The sequence below is a fragment of the Clostridium sp. HCS.1 genome (assembly GCF_047900555.1).
In the GTDB taxonomy this organism is placed as follows: Bacteria; Bacillota; Clostridia; order Clostridiales; family Clostridiaceae; genus Clostridium.
On the sequence record NZ_CP170704.1, the window covers coordinates 3,722,334 to 3,737,573 of the forward strand.

The 15,240-nt window shown below is 30.1% G+C and carries 17 protein-coding genes; 3 read left to right on the forward strand and 14 right to left on the reverse strand.

Going from position 1 to position 15,240, the window contains the following annotated elements; translation table 11 throughout:
• Positions 1 to 83: 83 nt before the first annotated feature.
• From ACFYH6_RS17875 to ACFYH6_RS17905, 7 genes are all read right to left on the reverse strand, one after another.
• Positions 84 to 419 carry a rubredoxin-like domain-containing protein gene (locus ACFYH6_RS17875; protein WP_416179874.1) on the reverse strand — a complete coding sequence of 112 codons (336 nt, stop codon included), beginning with the start codon at positions 417 to 419 and terminating at the stop codon, positions 84 to 86.
• 113 nt (positions 420 to 532) lie between these two features.
• A complete protein-coding gene (locus tag ACFYH6_RS17880) occupies positions 533 to 3,508 on the reverse strand; it encodes an MFS transporter (RefSeq protein ID WP_416179873.1) in 2,976 nt (991 codons plus the stop codon).
• Between the two features lie 189 nt (positions 3,509 to 3,697).
• Positions 3,698 to 4,051 (reverse strand): DUF4180 domain-containing protein, encoded by a 354-nt coding sequence (locus ACFYH6_RS17885; RefSeq protein ID WP_316343236.1) that lies wholly within the window; start codon positions 4,049 to 4,051, stop codon positions 3,698 to 3,700.
• The gene (locus ACFYH6_RS17890; RefSeq protein WP_316343235.1) at positions 4,041 to 4,547 is read right to left on the reverse strand and encodes a helix-turn-helix domain-containing protein; all 507 of its coding nucleotides are present in this window, start codon (positions 4,545 to 4,547) and stop codon (positions 4,041 to 4,043) included. The genes ACFYH6_RS17885 and ACFYH6_RS17890 overlap by 11 nt, the downstream gene beginning before the upstream one ends.
• Positions 4,548 to 4,779: 232 nt before the next feature.
• Positions 4,780 to 5,100 (reverse strand): DsrE family protein, encoded by a 321-nt coding sequence (locus tag ACFYH6_RS17895; RefSeq protein WP_316343234.1) that lies wholly within the window; start codon positions 5,098 to 5,100, stop codon positions 4,780 to 4,782.
• A 12-nt stretch (positions 5,101 to 5,112) separates the two neighbouring features.
• Positions 5,113 to 6,228 carry a cysteine desulfurase family protein gene (locus tag ACFYH6_RS17900; protein ID WP_416179872.1) on the reverse strand — a complete coding sequence of 372 codons (1,116 nt, stop codon included), beginning with the start codon at positions 6,226 to 6,228 and terminating at the stop codon, positions 5,113 to 5,115.
• Positions 6,229 to 6,400: 172 nt separating this feature from the next.
• Positions 6,401 to 7,036, reverse strand: a complete 636-nt coding sequence (locus tag ACFYH6_RS17905) for a nitroreductase family protein (protein ID WP_316343232.1) — start codon at positions 7,034 to 7,036, stop codon at positions 6,401 to 6,403.
• Positions 7,037 to 7,260: 224 nt separating this feature from the next.
• Here ACFYH6_RS17905 and ACFYH6_RS17910 point away from each other — a divergent pair, with 224 nt between their 5' ends.
• Together ACFYH6_RS17910 and ACFYH6_RS17915 are read left to right on the forward strand one after the other, a co-directional pair.
• Positions 7,261 to 7,656: a VOC family protein gene (locus ACFYH6_RS17910; RefSeq protein WP_316343231.1), complete on the forward strand. Its 396-nt coding sequence runs from the start codon at positions 7,261 to 7,263 to the stop codon at positions 7,654 to 7,656.
• Positions 7,657 to 7,836: 180 nt separating this feature from the next.
• Entirely contained in the window at positions 7,837 to 8,166 is a 330-nt protein-coding gene (locus ACFYH6_RS17915) for a DUF5661 family protein (protein ID WP_316343230.1), read from the forward strand.
• Between the two features lie 108 nt (positions 8,167 to 8,274).
• Here the strand turns inward: ACFYH6_RS17915 and ACFYH6_RS17920 are convergent, their stop codons facing one another.
• From ACFYH6_RS17920 to ACFYH6_RS17930, 3 genes are all read right to left on the reverse strand, one after another.
• Positions 8,275 to 8,880: a PepSY domain-containing protein gene (locus ACFYH6_RS17920; RefSeq protein ID WP_316343229.1), complete on the reverse strand. Its 606-nt coding sequence runs from the start codon at positions 8,878 to 8,880 to the stop codon at positions 8,275 to 8,277.
• 31 nt (positions 8,881 to 8,911) lie between these two features.
• Positions 8,912 to 9,094, reverse strand: coding sequence for a hypothetical protein (locus tag ACFYH6_RS17925; protein WP_416179871.1), 183 nt, complete (start codon positions 9,092 to 9,094; stop codon positions 8,912 to 8,914).
• A gap of 532 nt (positions 9,095 to 9,626) precedes the next feature.
• The gene (locus tag ACFYH6_RS17930) at positions 9,627 to 11,660 is read right to left on the reverse strand and encodes a HelD family protein (protein WP_316343227.1); all 2,034 of its coding nucleotides are present in this window, start codon (positions 11,658 to 11,660) and stop codon (positions 9,627 to 9,629) included.
• Positions 11,661 to 12,159: 499 nt separating this feature from the next.
• Between ACFYH6_RS17930 and ACFYH6_RS17935 the strand changes: the two genes are divergently transcribed.
• On the forward strand, positions 12,160 to 12,321 hold the full coding sequence (locus tag ACFYH6_RS17935; protein WP_316343226.1) for a hypothetical protein: 162 nt from the start codon (positions 12,160 to 12,162) through the stop codon (positions 12,319 to 12,321).
• Positions 12,322 to 12,506: 185 nt separating this feature from the next.
• Here ACFYH6_RS17935 and ACFYH6_RS17940 read toward each other — a convergent pair whose 3' ends face one another.
• From ACFYH6_RS17940 to ACFYH6_RS17955, 4 genes are all read right to left on the reverse strand, one after another.
• On the reverse strand, positions 12,507 to 12,677 hold the full coding sequence (locus tag ACFYH6_RS17940; protein WP_316343225.1) for a hypothetical protein: 171 nt from the start codon (positions 12,675 to 12,677) through the stop codon (positions 12,507 to 12,509).
• Between the two features lie 84 nt (positions 12,678 to 12,761).
• A complete protein-coding gene (locus ACFYH6_RS17945) occupies positions 12,762 to 12,914 on the reverse strand; it encodes a hypothetical protein (protein ID WP_316343224.1) in 153 nt (50 codons plus the stop codon).
• A 139-nt stretch (positions 12,915 to 13,053) separates the two neighbouring features.
• Positions 13,054 to 14,352: a tyrosine-type recombinase/integrase gene (locus ACFYH6_RS17950; RefSeq protein ID WP_416179870.1), complete on the reverse strand. Its 1,299-nt coding sequence runs from the start codon at positions 14,350 to 14,352 to the stop codon at positions 13,054 to 13,056.
• 87 nt (positions 14,353 to 14,439) lie between these two features.
• Positions 14,440 to 15,126: a helix-turn-helix domain-containing protein gene (locus tag ACFYH6_RS17955; RefSeq protein ID WP_416179869.1), complete on the reverse strand. Its 687-nt coding sequence runs from the start codon at positions 15,124 to 15,126 to the stop codon at positions 14,440 to 14,442.
• Between the last annotated feature and the right edge of the window lie 114 nt (positions 15,127 to 15,240).

Consider the following 15,240-nt stretch of genomic DNA (forward strand, 5'->3'; position numbering starts at 1 on the left):
CTATTTAATTATAAAATTAATAGCATATATCCCATTATTTAATCTTCTTTATTATTCACAATCTATAAGTAAGTTAATGTATATTACCACTTACCATTAGTCATATGTCCTGCAAGTTCTGCCTTACATCTTTGCTTTATTGTCCAAGCTTCATTTTTTGCTTTTTCAAATCCATTTACACACTTAGGATCAAGATTTATTTCTATACCTTCTTGTGCAAGCTTAGCAATTTTATCTGCTAAAACAATTAATTCAGCATGAATGCTATTAGTTCTATCTGCAGTGTAAATTTTTGCTGCTTCTTCATTAGTAAGTTCTACAAACTTTTCTTTTCCTAAACTACACTTTGGACAAACTTCTGGTGCTTCAAGTCCTTCGTGTACATATCCACATACAGTACATCTAAATAATTTCTTCATATTAACCACTCCTATATCTAAATAATTATATTTTTTATCCATTTAATATACATATATATTATCCTATTTACTATTAATTGTCAACTAATAAATATTATTAGTTGTAGTAATTTTTAATTTCTTTCTTCCATTTCTTTTTGAATCTTATGATTAATTAACAGAATCTTTTCTGCTTCTACCTTACAAACCTTTCTATCATAAGTATATATTCCATTAGTTTCATCCTCTACATCACTTAATTGCGTATAAACACAGCCACTTAATCCATTTTTTATAGCTGGTATAATCATTTTTTCATACATTTCAACAATATTATCTGTTAGCATTTTAGAACTTTCAAAGGCACCATATCCATAACTATTATATTTACTATAAATATGTCCAGGAATAGCATAGGAATATCCACCACACTCTGATACTATTAATGGTCTTTCTGTTTTTGGCAAATCTATAGTTTTAAAATAAATATGAAGACTATCTACATCACTCTTTTCATTAATAAACCATCCTGAAGTAGAGTCTATAAATCTAGTATTATCAATTTCTTTAACAAATTCATAAAGCTTATCACTTTGAAATTGCCCCCAACCTTCATTGAATATAGTATAGCCAACAATACATGGATGATTGTACAGATGATTTATTGTATCTCTTGTATGATTTATAAATATTTCCCTTTGAGTCTTGTTTCCTCTTCTTGTATCCTTTAATTTAAGCATTCCCATAGTAGGAAGTGCTGTATCTCTAAGAAAAGAATATGAGCCATTATTCACCATATCCTGCATTACTAACATTCCATGTTTATCACAATAATAATAAAAGCATTCTGGTTCAACCTTAATATGCTTACGTAACATATTAAAGCCTAAATTCTTCATTCTTAAGATATCCTCTTCAAATTCCTTTTCTCTTGAAGGAAGGAAGATTCCATCACAAAAATATCCTTGGTCTAACACTCCATGTAAAAATATAGGTTCATCATTTAAGCAAATTCTTTCTATTTCACCTATTTTGCGTATAGTTACAGTACGTAAAGCAAAATAAGATTCCACTTTATCTTCAGATGTACTAATATTAATTTTATAAAGATGTGGATTTTCAACAGTCCATAAAGTAGGCTTATATCTCTCCCCATTTGGTAATGTGATTTTATCTAAATCTATCCTAAACTTATTATCTTTTTCATATCTTGTATAAATATATCCCTCTAAATTTATATCTATTCTGTATTCAGTTGCATTTGTATCTACTTCACATGTTATTCCAGTCATATCAGGCGTTATTTTAATATTACTAATAAACTCCTTAGGAACACTTTCTAGCCATACAGTTTGCCATATTCCGCTTACAGGGGTATACCACATTCCACCACGTTTTTTACATTGCTTTCCGTATGGATATTTCTTAGATAAATTATCAGTAACCTTTACTACTAACTGATTTTCTTTATCTCTAAATAATGTCTCTGTTACATCTACTGAAAAAGGTAAATATCCTCCTTCATGTTTCATTAACTTCTTATTATTTACCCAAACTTCTGCAACTTGATCTACAGCCCCAAAATGTAAAATTACTTTATCTTTTATAAAATTATTAGGTAAATTAAAGTGTTTTACATAAGTTAAATGCTTCCCTACAGTTTTTTTATAACAAGATAAATTAGATTGAGGTGGGAATGGAACAAATATATCTTCTCCATTTAGTTTCCACCTTCCATTTAAACTAAAATAAGAATCTCTTTTCATTTGTGGTCTTGGGTACTCTGTCCAATCAACTTCTTTATCTGCAGTAAGACTCCAATGCTCTTCTCTTATCATTTTAAAAATTAAATATAAAATAAAAAGAAGAAATGTTGCTACTATAAAAGCAGAAAAATATATTCTTCTATCTGGAATAAAGGAAGTAGTACCATCATTATTTAAAATTGTTTTTGCATTACTTAAAACTACCGCTCCAATTGTTGGTCCAATAATTCCAGGTATAAGAACTTGTCCTAATATACGTAATCCTTGAAATAATCCAGCTTTATTTTGTGGAATATTCTCTCTTATCATTGCTCCAAAGCATGCCATTCCTGTTAAATATCCTATCATCATAAATAAGGATCCTACAAATACCCAAAGAATATTTGTACTGAAAAATAATATAGTATAACCTATCATAAGAATTAAAATACTTGGAACTACCGACATCTTAAAGCCAAGCATATCATATACTTTTCCATAAAAAGCAGTAGTAATAGCAGCAATTATAATTGCTGGAGCCATAATAATTACATAATTATTTATTCCTAATGTCTTTTCATAATAAAGAATTAAATATGGCATAAAAATATTAATAGAAATCCCAAAGATAGAAAATGCACCAACTACTGTATATAGAAGCTTATTTTCTTTTATAACAGATACCTTAAAACTATATAAAACATTTTCCCAGTAATTTTTTGTTTCAGAGGCAGTTCTAGCATTGTCTTCTATTAGTATAAAGCCTAATAAGCCACTAATAATAACACTTATACCTATAATTAGAAAAATAGTAGTCCAGCTAGATGGAAAATCTAAATTAAATGCCATAAATCCACCAAATACTATTAAAACAGATGCTAATGGCATCATTGAATTGATTCCTTCTATTCGTCCTCTATTACTGTCACTTCCACAATCCGTCATCCAAGCATTAAAGCAAGCATCATTTGCCGCTGACCCAAAGAAAGTCATAACACAATCTAAAATTATAACTAATGATATGCCAAGAGAAGCAGCGGATACAGTATTTCCTGCAATAGGTGTTAAAATATCCATTCTAACAAATGAAAATGAAAGTATTGAAATTCCCCACATGATATATCCACCACAGATAAAGATCTTTCTATTTCCAACCTTATCAGATAATGCCCCTATTAGAAGAGTTGTCAAAGTGGCAGCTATTGAACTAGCTCCAACCATTAAGGAAATATCACCTGCTGATGCATTAAACATCTTATAAATGAACACGTTTAAATACATATTCTCAACAACCCATGCAATTTGACCTATAAGCCCAAATATAGCAAGGGTTATCCAAAACTTCTTTCCTAATTTATTTTTCATCTATAATCCTCCATGATAAAATTTGAATAATTTCCATAACTTTACTTTCATTATATCATGCCATCATTTAAGAAGATATTTATTATATATAAAAATAGCCTTAGATAATTTAAACATCTAAGACTTTTAAAATAATCTGCTTATATATAGTGCTTACTAAAATATAAATTATATTATAGTTTACTTTTATTAGCGCAATAGCCAACTTTCTGCTTCTTCTATGCTAGAACAAGCTCTAAAATTAGCTCCCTTATTTATTTCTAAAACTAATTCCTTAAACCTATCGCTTAATATTCTATCTTTTTCAATAATAAAAGCTACTTTAACATGATAATTAATTAATTTTTGCAAAGCCATTCCTAATAGCTTTGTTTTTAAATCATAAAATTCTTCTGAAAGAGTATTTCCTTCAATAACTATTTCAGATATATTTTCACTAAAGGTTGCTGATATAATATCTAAGATATCTCCTTCTGAGCATATTTTTGTTTCATCAAATAATATATAACTTTTATCATTTTTATTAATAACTTTATATTTCATTATTATTCTCCTCTACACTTTCTTTTTTGGTAATCATTGAAATTACATCTAATATTTCTTTTGTAAGTTCTAAGTCGGCCCATAACATAATTCTTACTACATTTAAAATTTCACTATACTTTATACTTATATTAGAACCATATAATCTTTCATCTTTGCTATTCATTATGGCTAATAAGGTATTAGAAATTTTAAAATATTCTTCTTTGTTTATTCCATCTAAGCTTATTACACTTGACACATTTATCTCTTTTACCTCATCCTTTTTAATATGTTCATTTGAAATTTCTATTTCTTCATCATTATTAAATGACTGACTTTCTGTAACTGAATATTTTTCACCTGTAAAATTTTCTAAATCTATTTGAGATATTCTCCACTGTTTTCCTACTTTAGTAGCTTTAAGATTGCCTTCTTTTATAAATTTTCTTACTGTTTTATGATGTATTTCTAAAATCTCAGCAACTTCATCTATGGTATAAAATTTAACTTCCATTTACTGTCCTCTTTTCTTATTAGCAAGATAATTTTGTATAGTTAATTACTTTATTGTATTTTATTTAACTTTATTGTACTTTATTATACTTTATTGTATTTTATTATAATTTACTGCACCTTATCGTGCAAGATAAATTTTTTTAATTATAAAAAATAGTAGCCTTAAACTTAATTATAAAGCTACTACTTTTATTACTTACATATTACTATATACATTTACTTATATTGCTCTAAAAAGTTACTGTTTTATCTGCCCATTCAACCATTTCTACACAATCAATCATTGTAGACATCGGACATATATTAGTTCCCTTCATATTTCTAGATTTTAAACAAGTTCCACAAGCTAAAATTTCTCCTCCAACTTCACTAAACTCATTAAGTTGTGCTGATACATTAAACTTTTCATGTGTAAGTGTCTCACATTCCACAGCTTCCCCCATCAAAAATACCTTCACTTCATGTCCCTTTTTCTTTGCAGTTACTGCAAATCTAAAAGCATTCCATGCTTTCTCCAATTCCTTAGTTTCAATAATAACTCCAAGCTTCATTATTATTCCTCCTTAATAATTTAAAGTATTATTAATTTCATCAATAACAAAATCAATTTCATCTTTAGTTGTATATCTACCAAGACTAAAACGTACAGCTCCGCGTCCAACCTCTTCTGAAACTCCCATTGCTTTTAACACAGGTGAAATTGAAGTATTACCTGAATGACAAGCTGATCCTGTAGATGCTAAAACATTAGTTAGTTTATCTAAGACTTCATGTCCATTAAGACCTAAAAAGCTAATATTTAATGTATTAGGAAGTTTATTTTCTGGATGACCATTTAGCTGTATTCTTTCACCAAACTTTTCTTTAAGCTGCTGATAAAAATAATCGCTTAATAGTTTAACTTCATTATTTTTTAATTCCTTCTTTGCAATTTCACAAGCCTTTCCAAGTGCAACATCAAAAATAATATTTTCAGTACCTGCACGCCTTCCACTTTCATGACCTGCACCATGAATTAATGGTTCTATATTAATACCTTTCTTAGTGTACAGTGCGCCAATTCCCTTAGGTGCATATAACTTATGACCTGCAATTGTTAGAAAATCAACACCTAATTTAGTAACATCCACAGGAACCTTGCCTAAGGATTGTGAAGCATCCGTATGTAATAAAACATTATGTTTCTTGCACATTTTAGATATCTCTTCAATTGGTTGGAGAGTACCTGTTTCATTATTAGAATGCATAACTGTAACAAGTATAGTTTTATTCGTAATTAAGCTTTCAAGTTCTGAAAGATTCACTATTCCATATTTATCAACTGTTAAATAACTTATTTCATACCCTATTTTTTCAAGAAAATTACATGTATTAAGAACTGCTGGATGTTCTACCTGTGATGTGATAATATGATTTCCCTTGTTTTTAAAAGTATGAGCCACTCCTTTAATAACCATATTATCTGATTCGCTTCCTCCACTTGTGAAGATTATCTCTTCTGGTGAACAATTTATTAATTCTGAAACTTGCTCTCTTGCCTTTTCAACAGCTCTTTTAGCAGTAGTCCCTAGTTCATGAGCACTAGATGGATTTCCATAGTTTCCATATATATATGGAATCATAGCTTCAGCAACATCCTTATCTATTGGTGTTGTAGCATTATAATCTAAATAAATCATATAATCATCCTCTCTATAAATCTATATTTATCTTGCACTAATTTTAGTATAACATATTTTCAAATATGCCCTTTCTTATAAATCATCAATATACATATCAATCCAATAGAAAGAAATATTAAACCCTGCAATTTTTAAAATTGCAGGGTTTTTATTTATTCAATAAGTTATTTTATATAAATGTAACTACTTCTTCTAAAGGTTTACGTGGTGCTTGTTCTGGTGTATTATCTGCTGGTATTCCCAGGGAAATAATCGCCATTAATGAATACTCTGGCTTTTCAAAACCTATTATTTTTTCAATTCTTTCCTTAGCATGGGCAGGTCCTGTCATATAGCAAGCTCCATATCCCATTGCAGCAGCACCTAATAAAAAGTTTTCTACAGCTGCCCCTATGCCTTGTGCATCTGATTGAGGAGATCTAAGCATTTCAATAACTGATTCATCTACATTATTAGCTCTTAATATTTTTTCTTCAATCATATCATATTGTTTTCCATACACTATTATTGCACATGATGATCTTTGAAAATTTAAGTAATATGGAAGAACTTTCATAAACCTTTTCTTCTCTTCTTCACTTCTAGCAAGAGATGCTATATTTGTATGACTTTCAGTAACAGCTTCAGCCATTTTATTTATTATCTCTTTATTTTGAACAACTACAAAATGCCAGTTTTGCTGGTGTTTTGGTGAAGGAGCATATGTGGCTGCATGTAATAATTTTAAAATATCTTCCCTTGGAACCTCTCCTTCCTTATAATCTCTGATACTTTTTCTCTTGTATATAAAATCTAATTTATCCATAACAAAACTCCTTTCAATTTTCTTTCCACCATTTTACATTAGGATTAATAATTATTCAATCTATATTCCCATTATTATATTTTATAAAAAAATACTTACCTTATACTATTACACAAAACTTCATTGAAACTTCTATTAAATATCACTTTACATATACATAATTAAAAGGTACTATTTATATAATTTACCATTTGGTAAAATATAGCTAATAGGAGTGATTAAATATGTTTAAACCATCTATGACATTTATTAACCTACCTGTTAAAGACTTAAAAAAATCAATGGACTTCTTTGATAAACTTGGCTTTACTTTTAATATGCAATTTACCGATGAAAACGCAGCCTCAATGATAATAAATGATAATACTTTTGCAATGCTTATTACTGAATCACACTTTAAGAATTTTACTAATAAAGAAATTATAGATGCAAACAAACAAGTAGAGTTTTTACTTTCCTTTGCTTTAGCCAATAGAGAGGAAGTCGATATGTTTGTGGAAAAAGCTCTTAAAGCTGGTGGTAGGCGTTCACAAGAGCCAAAAGATTATGGCTTTATGTATCAAGCTAGTTTCCTAGACCTTGACGGTCATATTTGGGAAGCCTTTTATATGAATCAATAAACAAATCAATAGAACATAATTAGTAAATTATTAATAAGTAAAGTTTATATTGTATAGTCTTAGGTTATTAAATAGCCTAAGACTATTAAATTAGCTAATAATACTACACTTCTTATTAGTTTAACAAATAAATTCTTAGTTCATATAATAATTCTATAAAAATATAGCAGGGGATTAATTATGAAACTTCTTAAATTCTTTTCTAATAGATCTGATAAACTGGAAAAAAGAAAAACTTTCACAAAAGATGAAGCATCCAGAATAGCCAAAAGATTAGGAATAGATTTTTCAAAAGAAAAATTTACTTTAGATGACTTTACCATAGGAGTAAATGTAGAACTTGAACATGGTACAAAATCATTATTTACAAATGTAACTAATGATAATCCTATTATTACTGGAAAAATAGCATTAGCTCATTTAAATGAAATTCCTGATTATTATGTTAGGTTAAGTAAACTTGAACTTGAAGCTAAGGCTTATTGGAATAAATCACCTACAAATAAATAGTATCCTAGTAATATAATTAACCCAACAGAAGTAATTTTACCTAACTGCTGGGTTAATTATATTATTATGTGTCCATTATTATACTACTTATATTGATTTATATAAATATTAATCTTGTTCATAAGATAATATACTTCCAGTATTAGCATCTATTTCATAACTATATTCTCTATTATTATAATAGAACTCTACTTCATATTTTTTAATTCCATTATCAAAATCTAATTCTGTTCTTTTAAAAGTAACTTGGTTATTTGCCAAACCTGCATGTGATAATGCTATTTCTTTTGCTCTTTCTGCTGAAATATTATCTGTAGTATTTACATTGCTTTGATTATTTGTTGTATTATTATTTGGAGTGTAATTATACTCTATATCATGATCATATTGTATAATTTGCCCATTAGATGCGTTAATTTCGTAATCATATTCTTTACCATTACAATAAAACTCTATTTCATATTTTTGAATTCCATCATCAAAATCCTTCTTTGCTTGAACAAATGTTACTTGGTCATTACTTAATCCTGCATGTGATAAAGCAATTTCTTTTGCTTTATCTAACGAAATATCTCCTGTATTATTTTCATTATTATTTTTTGTAGTAGATTCAGTGTTATTTTCATTACCATTACTTGCTCTACCTGAATTTGTACATCCTGCTAAACTAATACTAACTGTTATTATAATCACTGCTAAACTTAATTTTTTCATCTTTTTCTCCTTTTGTTAAATATAATTTATATTACTTGAAATCATTGGAGTCAATTTTCATTTTTATATCTTTATCAATATTAACTATATATTTTACATTTGGTTTTAAAACTCTATATTGTTCTATAACCTCATATACTACTTTTATATGATTAGTTTCTTCTAATTTATTTAAGTTTATTCCTGATTTTTTTGCTCTAGATAGTAATAACATATCATTTACTAATTTTTTTAATCTTTCTACTTCTTTTAAGCATATATCTAATGATTTTTCTAATAGCTCTTCTCTAGTAACTAACTTTATCCTTATTATCCATTAATATAATTAGTAATTCATATTCTTTATTATTTAAATTTATCTCGTTACCATTTCTTTTAACAGCTCTTCAATATTTATTCTTCTGCTTCTTTACTTTCAAACATTAAATCTCCCATATTAATTTATAAATTCAACTTATATTATGGTTCTCTGTATCAGTACTTAGTGAGTTTTTTATAATAAAAATAAGAACTCTAAATATTAAAGTTCTTATTAATTATTTTATACTATATTAACTAACTACTAAAACGAATCCAATTATTTCAGTTATAACTCCCATTATAATAATGTAAAAAAATTATAATTCAAATTTTCATATTATACAATTTTATAATTCTCTAACTGGTCTCCTATGTATTGTTGTTTTTTTGAACTCATTTACCTTTAACCACTCATAAATCTATACCACTTCCTATTTTATTATTATCTATAAAAATTCAGTTAAATCTCCACTATAAGTTATTATTAACTTATGCATAGCCCTTGTACAAGCAACATATAATAAACTTCTATCATATTCCCATTTATAACTTTCTTTATTAACTTTTGGAATTATGACTTCATCAAATTCTAATCCTTTTGCCATAGTAACTGTTGTTATAGTTATCCCATTAATAAACTTTGAACTATTCATATTTAAAACATTCACTTCAAAATCTTCAGATAGATGTTTATAAATTTCCTCTACTAACTTTTCCGTCTTACAAATAATCCCCAAATTAGAATAATTACTTTCTTTAAATTTATTTATCTCCACTTTTATTTTTTCAATCTCATCACTCATATCATTACACTTAATTATTTCTGGTTCATCACCATGCCTTTCTAATGCTTCTATTTTACATGGCTGAATTTTCCTAGCAAAATTAATAATTTCATATGTTGATCTATAACTTTTATTTAATTCTATAATATTTGCACTATTGAATAATATACTCATATCCTGTAATGTATTTAAATTATATGGGTTAACGCATTGATAAAAATCACCTAATATTGTTTTATTACATTTGTAAAGTTTGTTTATTATAGCATATTGTATTGGTGTATAATCTTGCATTTCATCTATAACAACATGTTTGACAGCCTCTTCAGATTTTGCTCCTTCAACAAACATCTTTAAATAAATATACGGATACACATCACTATATTCTATTTTATTATCTTTTTTAATTATAAACATATCTTCTCTATTAATATGCTTATAAAAATCGCTATATAAATTTAAAATACTATCAATCTTAACCATCTTAGTAATAGTTTTAATTATACTATTCTTAGTTGGAATTTTCTCTTCAAACATATTCTCAACTTGTATCTTTTCAAAAATGTCATTTGCTATTTTGTTTACTCGCTCAAAAATAGAATACTTTTTATAAGCCTCATATCTTCTTTCTATAAATTCTTTAGATATTATTTTATTATTTATTTTATAATCATTTGCCTCAAAATAATTATTGTTTACATATTCAATAAAATCATCTAATAGATATACAAATTCTATTGAAGATTTAAATCTTATTCTTTCTACTTCCCCACTTCTTCCTTCATCTGCAAGTTCACTTAATACCTCCAAGTAATCTTCAAATTCTATTTCATTTCCAATATACCTTTGAGCTATTTCCCCAAAACTACTTTCTAAAATTTCTTCTTCACCTAATTCTGGTAAAACATTTGAAATATAATCTGAGAAGACCTTATTAGGAGATATTATAACAATATCCTTAGCAACTAAAAACTCTTTATATTTATATAATAAAAATGCCACTCTATGTAATGCTATAGAAGTTTTTCCTGATCCTGCTACTCCTTGAATTATAACTACTTCTGAATCATCTCTAATAATTTTATTTTGTTCCTTTTGTATAGTTGCAATAATAGTTTTCATTCTTTTATCAGAAGTTGTTCCTAATTCTTTTTGTAGTATATCATCTCCTATGCTTAGAGAACTATCAAATGCATACTCTATATTACTATCTTTTATTTTAAATTGTCTTTTAAGTATTAATTCACCATATACCCTTCCTACTGGAGCATCATAATATGCATCTCCTATTTCAAAATCATAATACATACTTGCGATTGGTGCTCTCCAGTCATAAACTAGCATATTGTTATCATCATCTAAGAAAGCACCACTTCCAATATAAAATTCTTCTTCTTCATTAAATTCTTTATCATAAAAGTCTATTCTCGCAAAAAATGGACTATCGATCATTCTTTCAATTTTATTTTTCTGCTTCTCAAAAGCTTCCCCATAAGTTACTATTTGAGATATAGATTTTTCATTCGAAAAAATCTCCTTTCCATCCATATCACTCTTATTTTCCCACAAATATTTCATAGATTCTTTAAATTCATTTTCATATTTTTTAACTTTCATTTTTAATTCATCAAAGTAATTATTAAGTTTTTTTAATAGGCTAATCAAATACTCTTTATCATCATTATAATTAATCATTTTTTCCTCCTATTGGCATCATCCTTTTGTTTGATGTAAAAATAATAACACCAAACAAAAGTCTGGTGTTAAAGTGGAGGGTTTTAGTATTTTCTTTTCATCTCATATAACATTCCTAATATAAGTTTTATCTATTGACCACATTCCCTTTATAATAATTTTAAGGAAGCATACCACTTACCTTCGTTCTTAGATGTAAGTTCACCTTGCCAAATCATAGATTGGAAGCTTAAAGGAAACACACTACTCATATACACTCGCAGGTGTAAGTTCCAGCAACCAAAACAAGTTTTGGAGTGTCACTTATGATAAGGTTCTCCGTAACATCCCTAAGTGAGGTTTTTCCATTTTATTCTTGTGTATACATTCTACATAAATATGGTATAATTCTAAAGTAATATTTAGAAAGTCCGTAGTGGGTGGCTACGGAGGTTTTGAACGTTTTATCTCCCTAGGACTATTGGTGATATTTCATCATAGCTAGGGGGTGGTATTGGATATGCTTGAGTTAATTATAAAGAGCTTTGTTGTTATTTATATAATTAGATTAGTTTTAAAACATAATCTTTTTGTTCATTATTTAAAGATTTCAGTAAAATTTATTGGTCTTGATATTGAAATTAAAAGCAAACAAAAAGATGCTCCATCCGACGAAGAGTAGCATCCTTTTTGTTAACATATTCGTTTAAATCCAATAGCCCTAAAACAAAATAAATGTTCTAAGGATTGCTTAGTGCTACCAACACTAAGCTTTTCTTATTTATATTATATCAAATTTTTATAAAAAATAAACCTATATAATTTTTTATATTTAAAAATTTTAATCTCAACACCACAAATTAGAATTTATTCAATGAACTTCTTTGCTTCATTTAGTATTCTTTTTGAACTCTCAAATTGAAAAGCATCCATTGCTTCCTCATATGTCATTAAATAAGCACCTTCTAATTCATCTTCTTGATAACATAGCTGTTGCTTATCATACTCTGCAACGAAATATATTATTCTTTTAATCACATCTTTCTTATTAGGAACTGGATGTTCATCTATTGTTCTAAACCCTGTAATAATCTGTGCTCTTATACCTATTTCTTCATATATCTACCTTAATGCAGTCTCTTCTTCAGTTTCATTTCCTTCAATATGACCTTTAGGAAACCCATAATATCCTTCTAAAGATTTTACAATAGCGAAATAAATATTATTTTCTTTACGCGTAAATACTACCGCTCCGCTTGATACCTCATATTTCATAACTCACCTACTCAAATTCCGATTTATCTATTCAATCCTCTATAAACCCTGTATTTTCAAGGCATACCGCCTATTAAATGTTCAAACCTTATGTATTTTCCCTTGTTTTTGCCCTTATGAGCCGAAACAAGGGAAATTTTTATTCTCCGCCGATTACCTTATCCAGCAGTCTTGCGGAAGTACGCTTCGCTTCCCTTGTAGCGTGAGCGTAAATGTTCATTGTGGTACTGACATCAGCGTGTCCGAGAAGTTCCTGCACATCTTTAGGGGCTGCACCGTTTGAAAGCAGATTGCTTGTATAAGTGTGTCTGAGCATATGGAAGTGGAAATCCTCCAATTCCTCCACCTTTTTTCTTGCTGTCCTGCACATAATCCCTACTGTACTCGGTGCTTCAAATGCCCCGTCAGGTCTAAGGCAGACAAAGGATAATTCCTTGTACCCCTCTGGGACTTCCTCCGACCTCGGCAGACTGTAAACCTCATAGTAGGTGCGGTCTTTTTCTTTGACCTCCAAATAGTAATTAAGGCTGTACAGTTCCCCGTATCGGAAACGGTTTTTGTGCTGTTCTGTTTTCGCAGATTTCAGGATTGCGGCAAGCGTATCGCAAAAGTCCACGGTGCGGATTTTTTTACGCTTTGTTGCCCCTATTTCTGTTTTGTGCCTTGCCCCGTTGTAACGCATACTGCGGCGTACTGTCAAATATTGTTCTTCAAGATTGATGTCCTGCCAAGTCAGACCGCAGACCTCTCCAATACGCAAGCCTGTGTAATAGGCTATCTGTATAGGAAGAAGTGCAGGATTGTTTTTCTTTTTCAGGAAGTCCTCTAATCTCTGATACTGTTCGTAGCTGAGCGTTGGTGTGGAAGCAGTTTCTCCGTCCTCGTCCGAGAACAGTTCGTATTCTTCTTTCTTTCCTCGCCATACCACATACTGCATCGGGTTGAAGGTTATCAGCCTTTTCGGGAATACTGCAAAACGGAACGCCCCTTGTAAAACAGCCGAAAACAATCGGAGATACCCTTTGCTGAGTGCCTTTGCGGTTGTACCGTCAGGATTTGTACCGCCAAAGCTGAGAAAGTCTATATATGCCTGTAAATGGTCGGCGGTTACGGTTTTCAGCTTTCGGTTTCCTATCGGGTGCTGTTTGATACGGTTGACCGTTCCCTGATAGGACATTACCGTTCCATTGCTGAGATTGCCGGGTTTCAGTTCTTCCTCCACCCACAGATCGAGAAGCATACCAACTGTGATGTTTTCAGACTTCGCAACGAATTTCTTTTCCTCATAGTCAGCGATTGCTTTTCTGAGCAGGGCTTCTGTTTCAGACTTGCTTTCTGTTCCCACAAACTCTTTCTGTACTTTTCTGCCGCTTTCATCTTCGATATAGAAGCGTGCGTACCACTTTTTACCTTTTTTTCTTACAGAACCTTTTGCCATAGATAAATTTCCCCTTTCTATCCGTGGCAATCGGGACTGTGACATATGGTGTGCGTAAAGTAATAATGTTACTTATGCCGATGAGTGTCAGTCATCGTTTTCACTTGTCAAAGAGCCACGGAATTTTTCTTTTTCAGCAACCCTTTCTTCGGCTGCTGTCACTATCCCGAACAGGTCGCCCATCTTTACAGCGGTGCGTCCCTCATCGTAGATATGTAAAATCCCATCTAAAAACTGCTTCATATCCTCGATAGGAAGTTCCATTTCTTTACGGTAAACCCTTTCCATAATCGCCCCTGACTCAATCGCATAGCGGCGTAAGGACTGCTTTAAGCCCTCGTCCTCCGCTACACGGTCAACCTCAGCCATAGCGTCTGCAAAGTGATAAGTCATAACCGTATAGAGGTCAATCATTTTTCCGAGGAATGTCGTGAGTAGCTGTTGGTGCGGTTCTCCCTTTACCACAGAAGAAACCGTATCAAGATATTTTTTGATATGTTTCTCCATATCCCTTGCACATAAAGTGCGGCTGTCGTATTCCTTATCTTCGGAAAGACCTGTCAGCCATTCGGGAGTGGTCAGGAGTGCTTCTGCCAGCCCGTTGATAATCATTGTACGCTTCGGGTCTACTCCGTCCGCTTCATATCTCTGAATGGTAGATTTGTTTACCCCGACACGCTTACCAAGTTCGGGCATTGTTAAGTTTAATTCTGTTCGGCGTTCTTTCACTCGTTCACCGACCTGTTTTGCGGTGAATATATTTTCTTTTTTCAAGGTTTTCACCTCCTATTGCTGATAGTATAGCACAACAAAATCTATTTTGCAACCATAAATTTAATAACAGGCAAAAATATTTCTTAATAAGTTGCAAAACGAGTTGACAAGAGA

Excerpts from the sequence above, each read along its gene's own strand:
- ACFYH6_RS17875 (WP_416179874.1), bottom strand. The coding sequence starts at position 419 with ATGAAGAAATTATTTAGATGTACTGTATGTGGATATGTACACGAAGGA.
- ACFYH6_RS17880 (WP_416179873.1), bottom strand. The coding sequence starts at position 3,508 with ATGAAAAATAAATTAGGAAAGAAGTTTTGGATAACCCTTGCTATATTT.
- ACFYH6_RS17885 (WP_316343236.1), bottom strand. The coding sequence starts at position 4,051 with ATGAAATATAAAGTTATTAATAAAAATGATAAAAGTTATATATTATTT.
- ACFYH6_RS17890 (WP_316343235.1), bottom strand. The coding sequence starts at position 4,547 with ATGGAAGTTAAATTTTATACCATAGATGAAGTTGCTGAGATTTTAGAA.
- ACFYH6_RS17895 (WP_316343234.1), bottom strand. The coding sequence starts at position 5,100 with ATGAAGCTTGGAGTTATTATTGAAACTAAGGAATTGGAGAAAGCATGG.
- ACFYH6_RS17900 (WP_416179872.1), bottom strand. The coding sequence starts at position 6,228 with ATGATTTATTTAGATTATAATGCTACAACACCAATAGATAAGGATGTT.
- ACFYH6_RS17905 (WP_316343232.1), bottom strand. The coding sequence starts at position 7,036 with ATGGATAAATTAGATTTTATATACAAGAGAAAAAGTATCAGAGATTAT.
- ACFYH6_RS17910 (WP_316343231.1), top strand. The coding sequence starts at position 7,261 with ATGTTTAAACCATCTATGACATTTATTAACCTACCTGTTAAAGACTTA.
- ACFYH6_RS17915 (WP_316343230.1), top strand. The coding sequence starts at position 7,837 with ATGAAACTTCTTAAATTCTTTTCTAATAGATCTGATAAACTGGAAAAA.
- ACFYH6_RS17920 (WP_316343229.1), bottom strand. The coding sequence starts at position 8,880 with ATGAAAAAATTAAGTTTAGCAGTGATTATAATAACAGTTAGTATTAGT.
- ACFYH6_RS17925 (WP_416179871.1), bottom strand. The coding sequence starts at position 9,094 with ATGTTATTACTATCTAGAGCAAAAAAATCAGGAATAAACTTAAATAAA.
- ACFYH6_RS17930 (WP_316343227.1), bottom strand. The coding sequence starts at position 11,660 with ATGATTAATTATAATGATGATAAAGAGTATTTGATTAGCCTATTAAAA.
- ACFYH6_RS17935 (WP_316343226.1), top strand. The coding sequence starts at position 12,160 with ATGCTTGAGTTAATTATAAAGAGCTTTGTTGTTATTTATATAATTAGA.
- ACFYH6_RS17945 (WP_316343224.1), bottom strand. The coding sequence starts at position 12,914 with ATGAAATATGAGGTATCAAGCGGAGCGGTAGTATTTACGCGTAAAGAA.
- ACFYH6_RS17950 (WP_416179870.1), bottom strand. The coding sequence starts at position 14,352 with ATGGCAAAAGGTTCTGTAAGAAAAAAAGGTAAAAAGTGGTACGCACGC.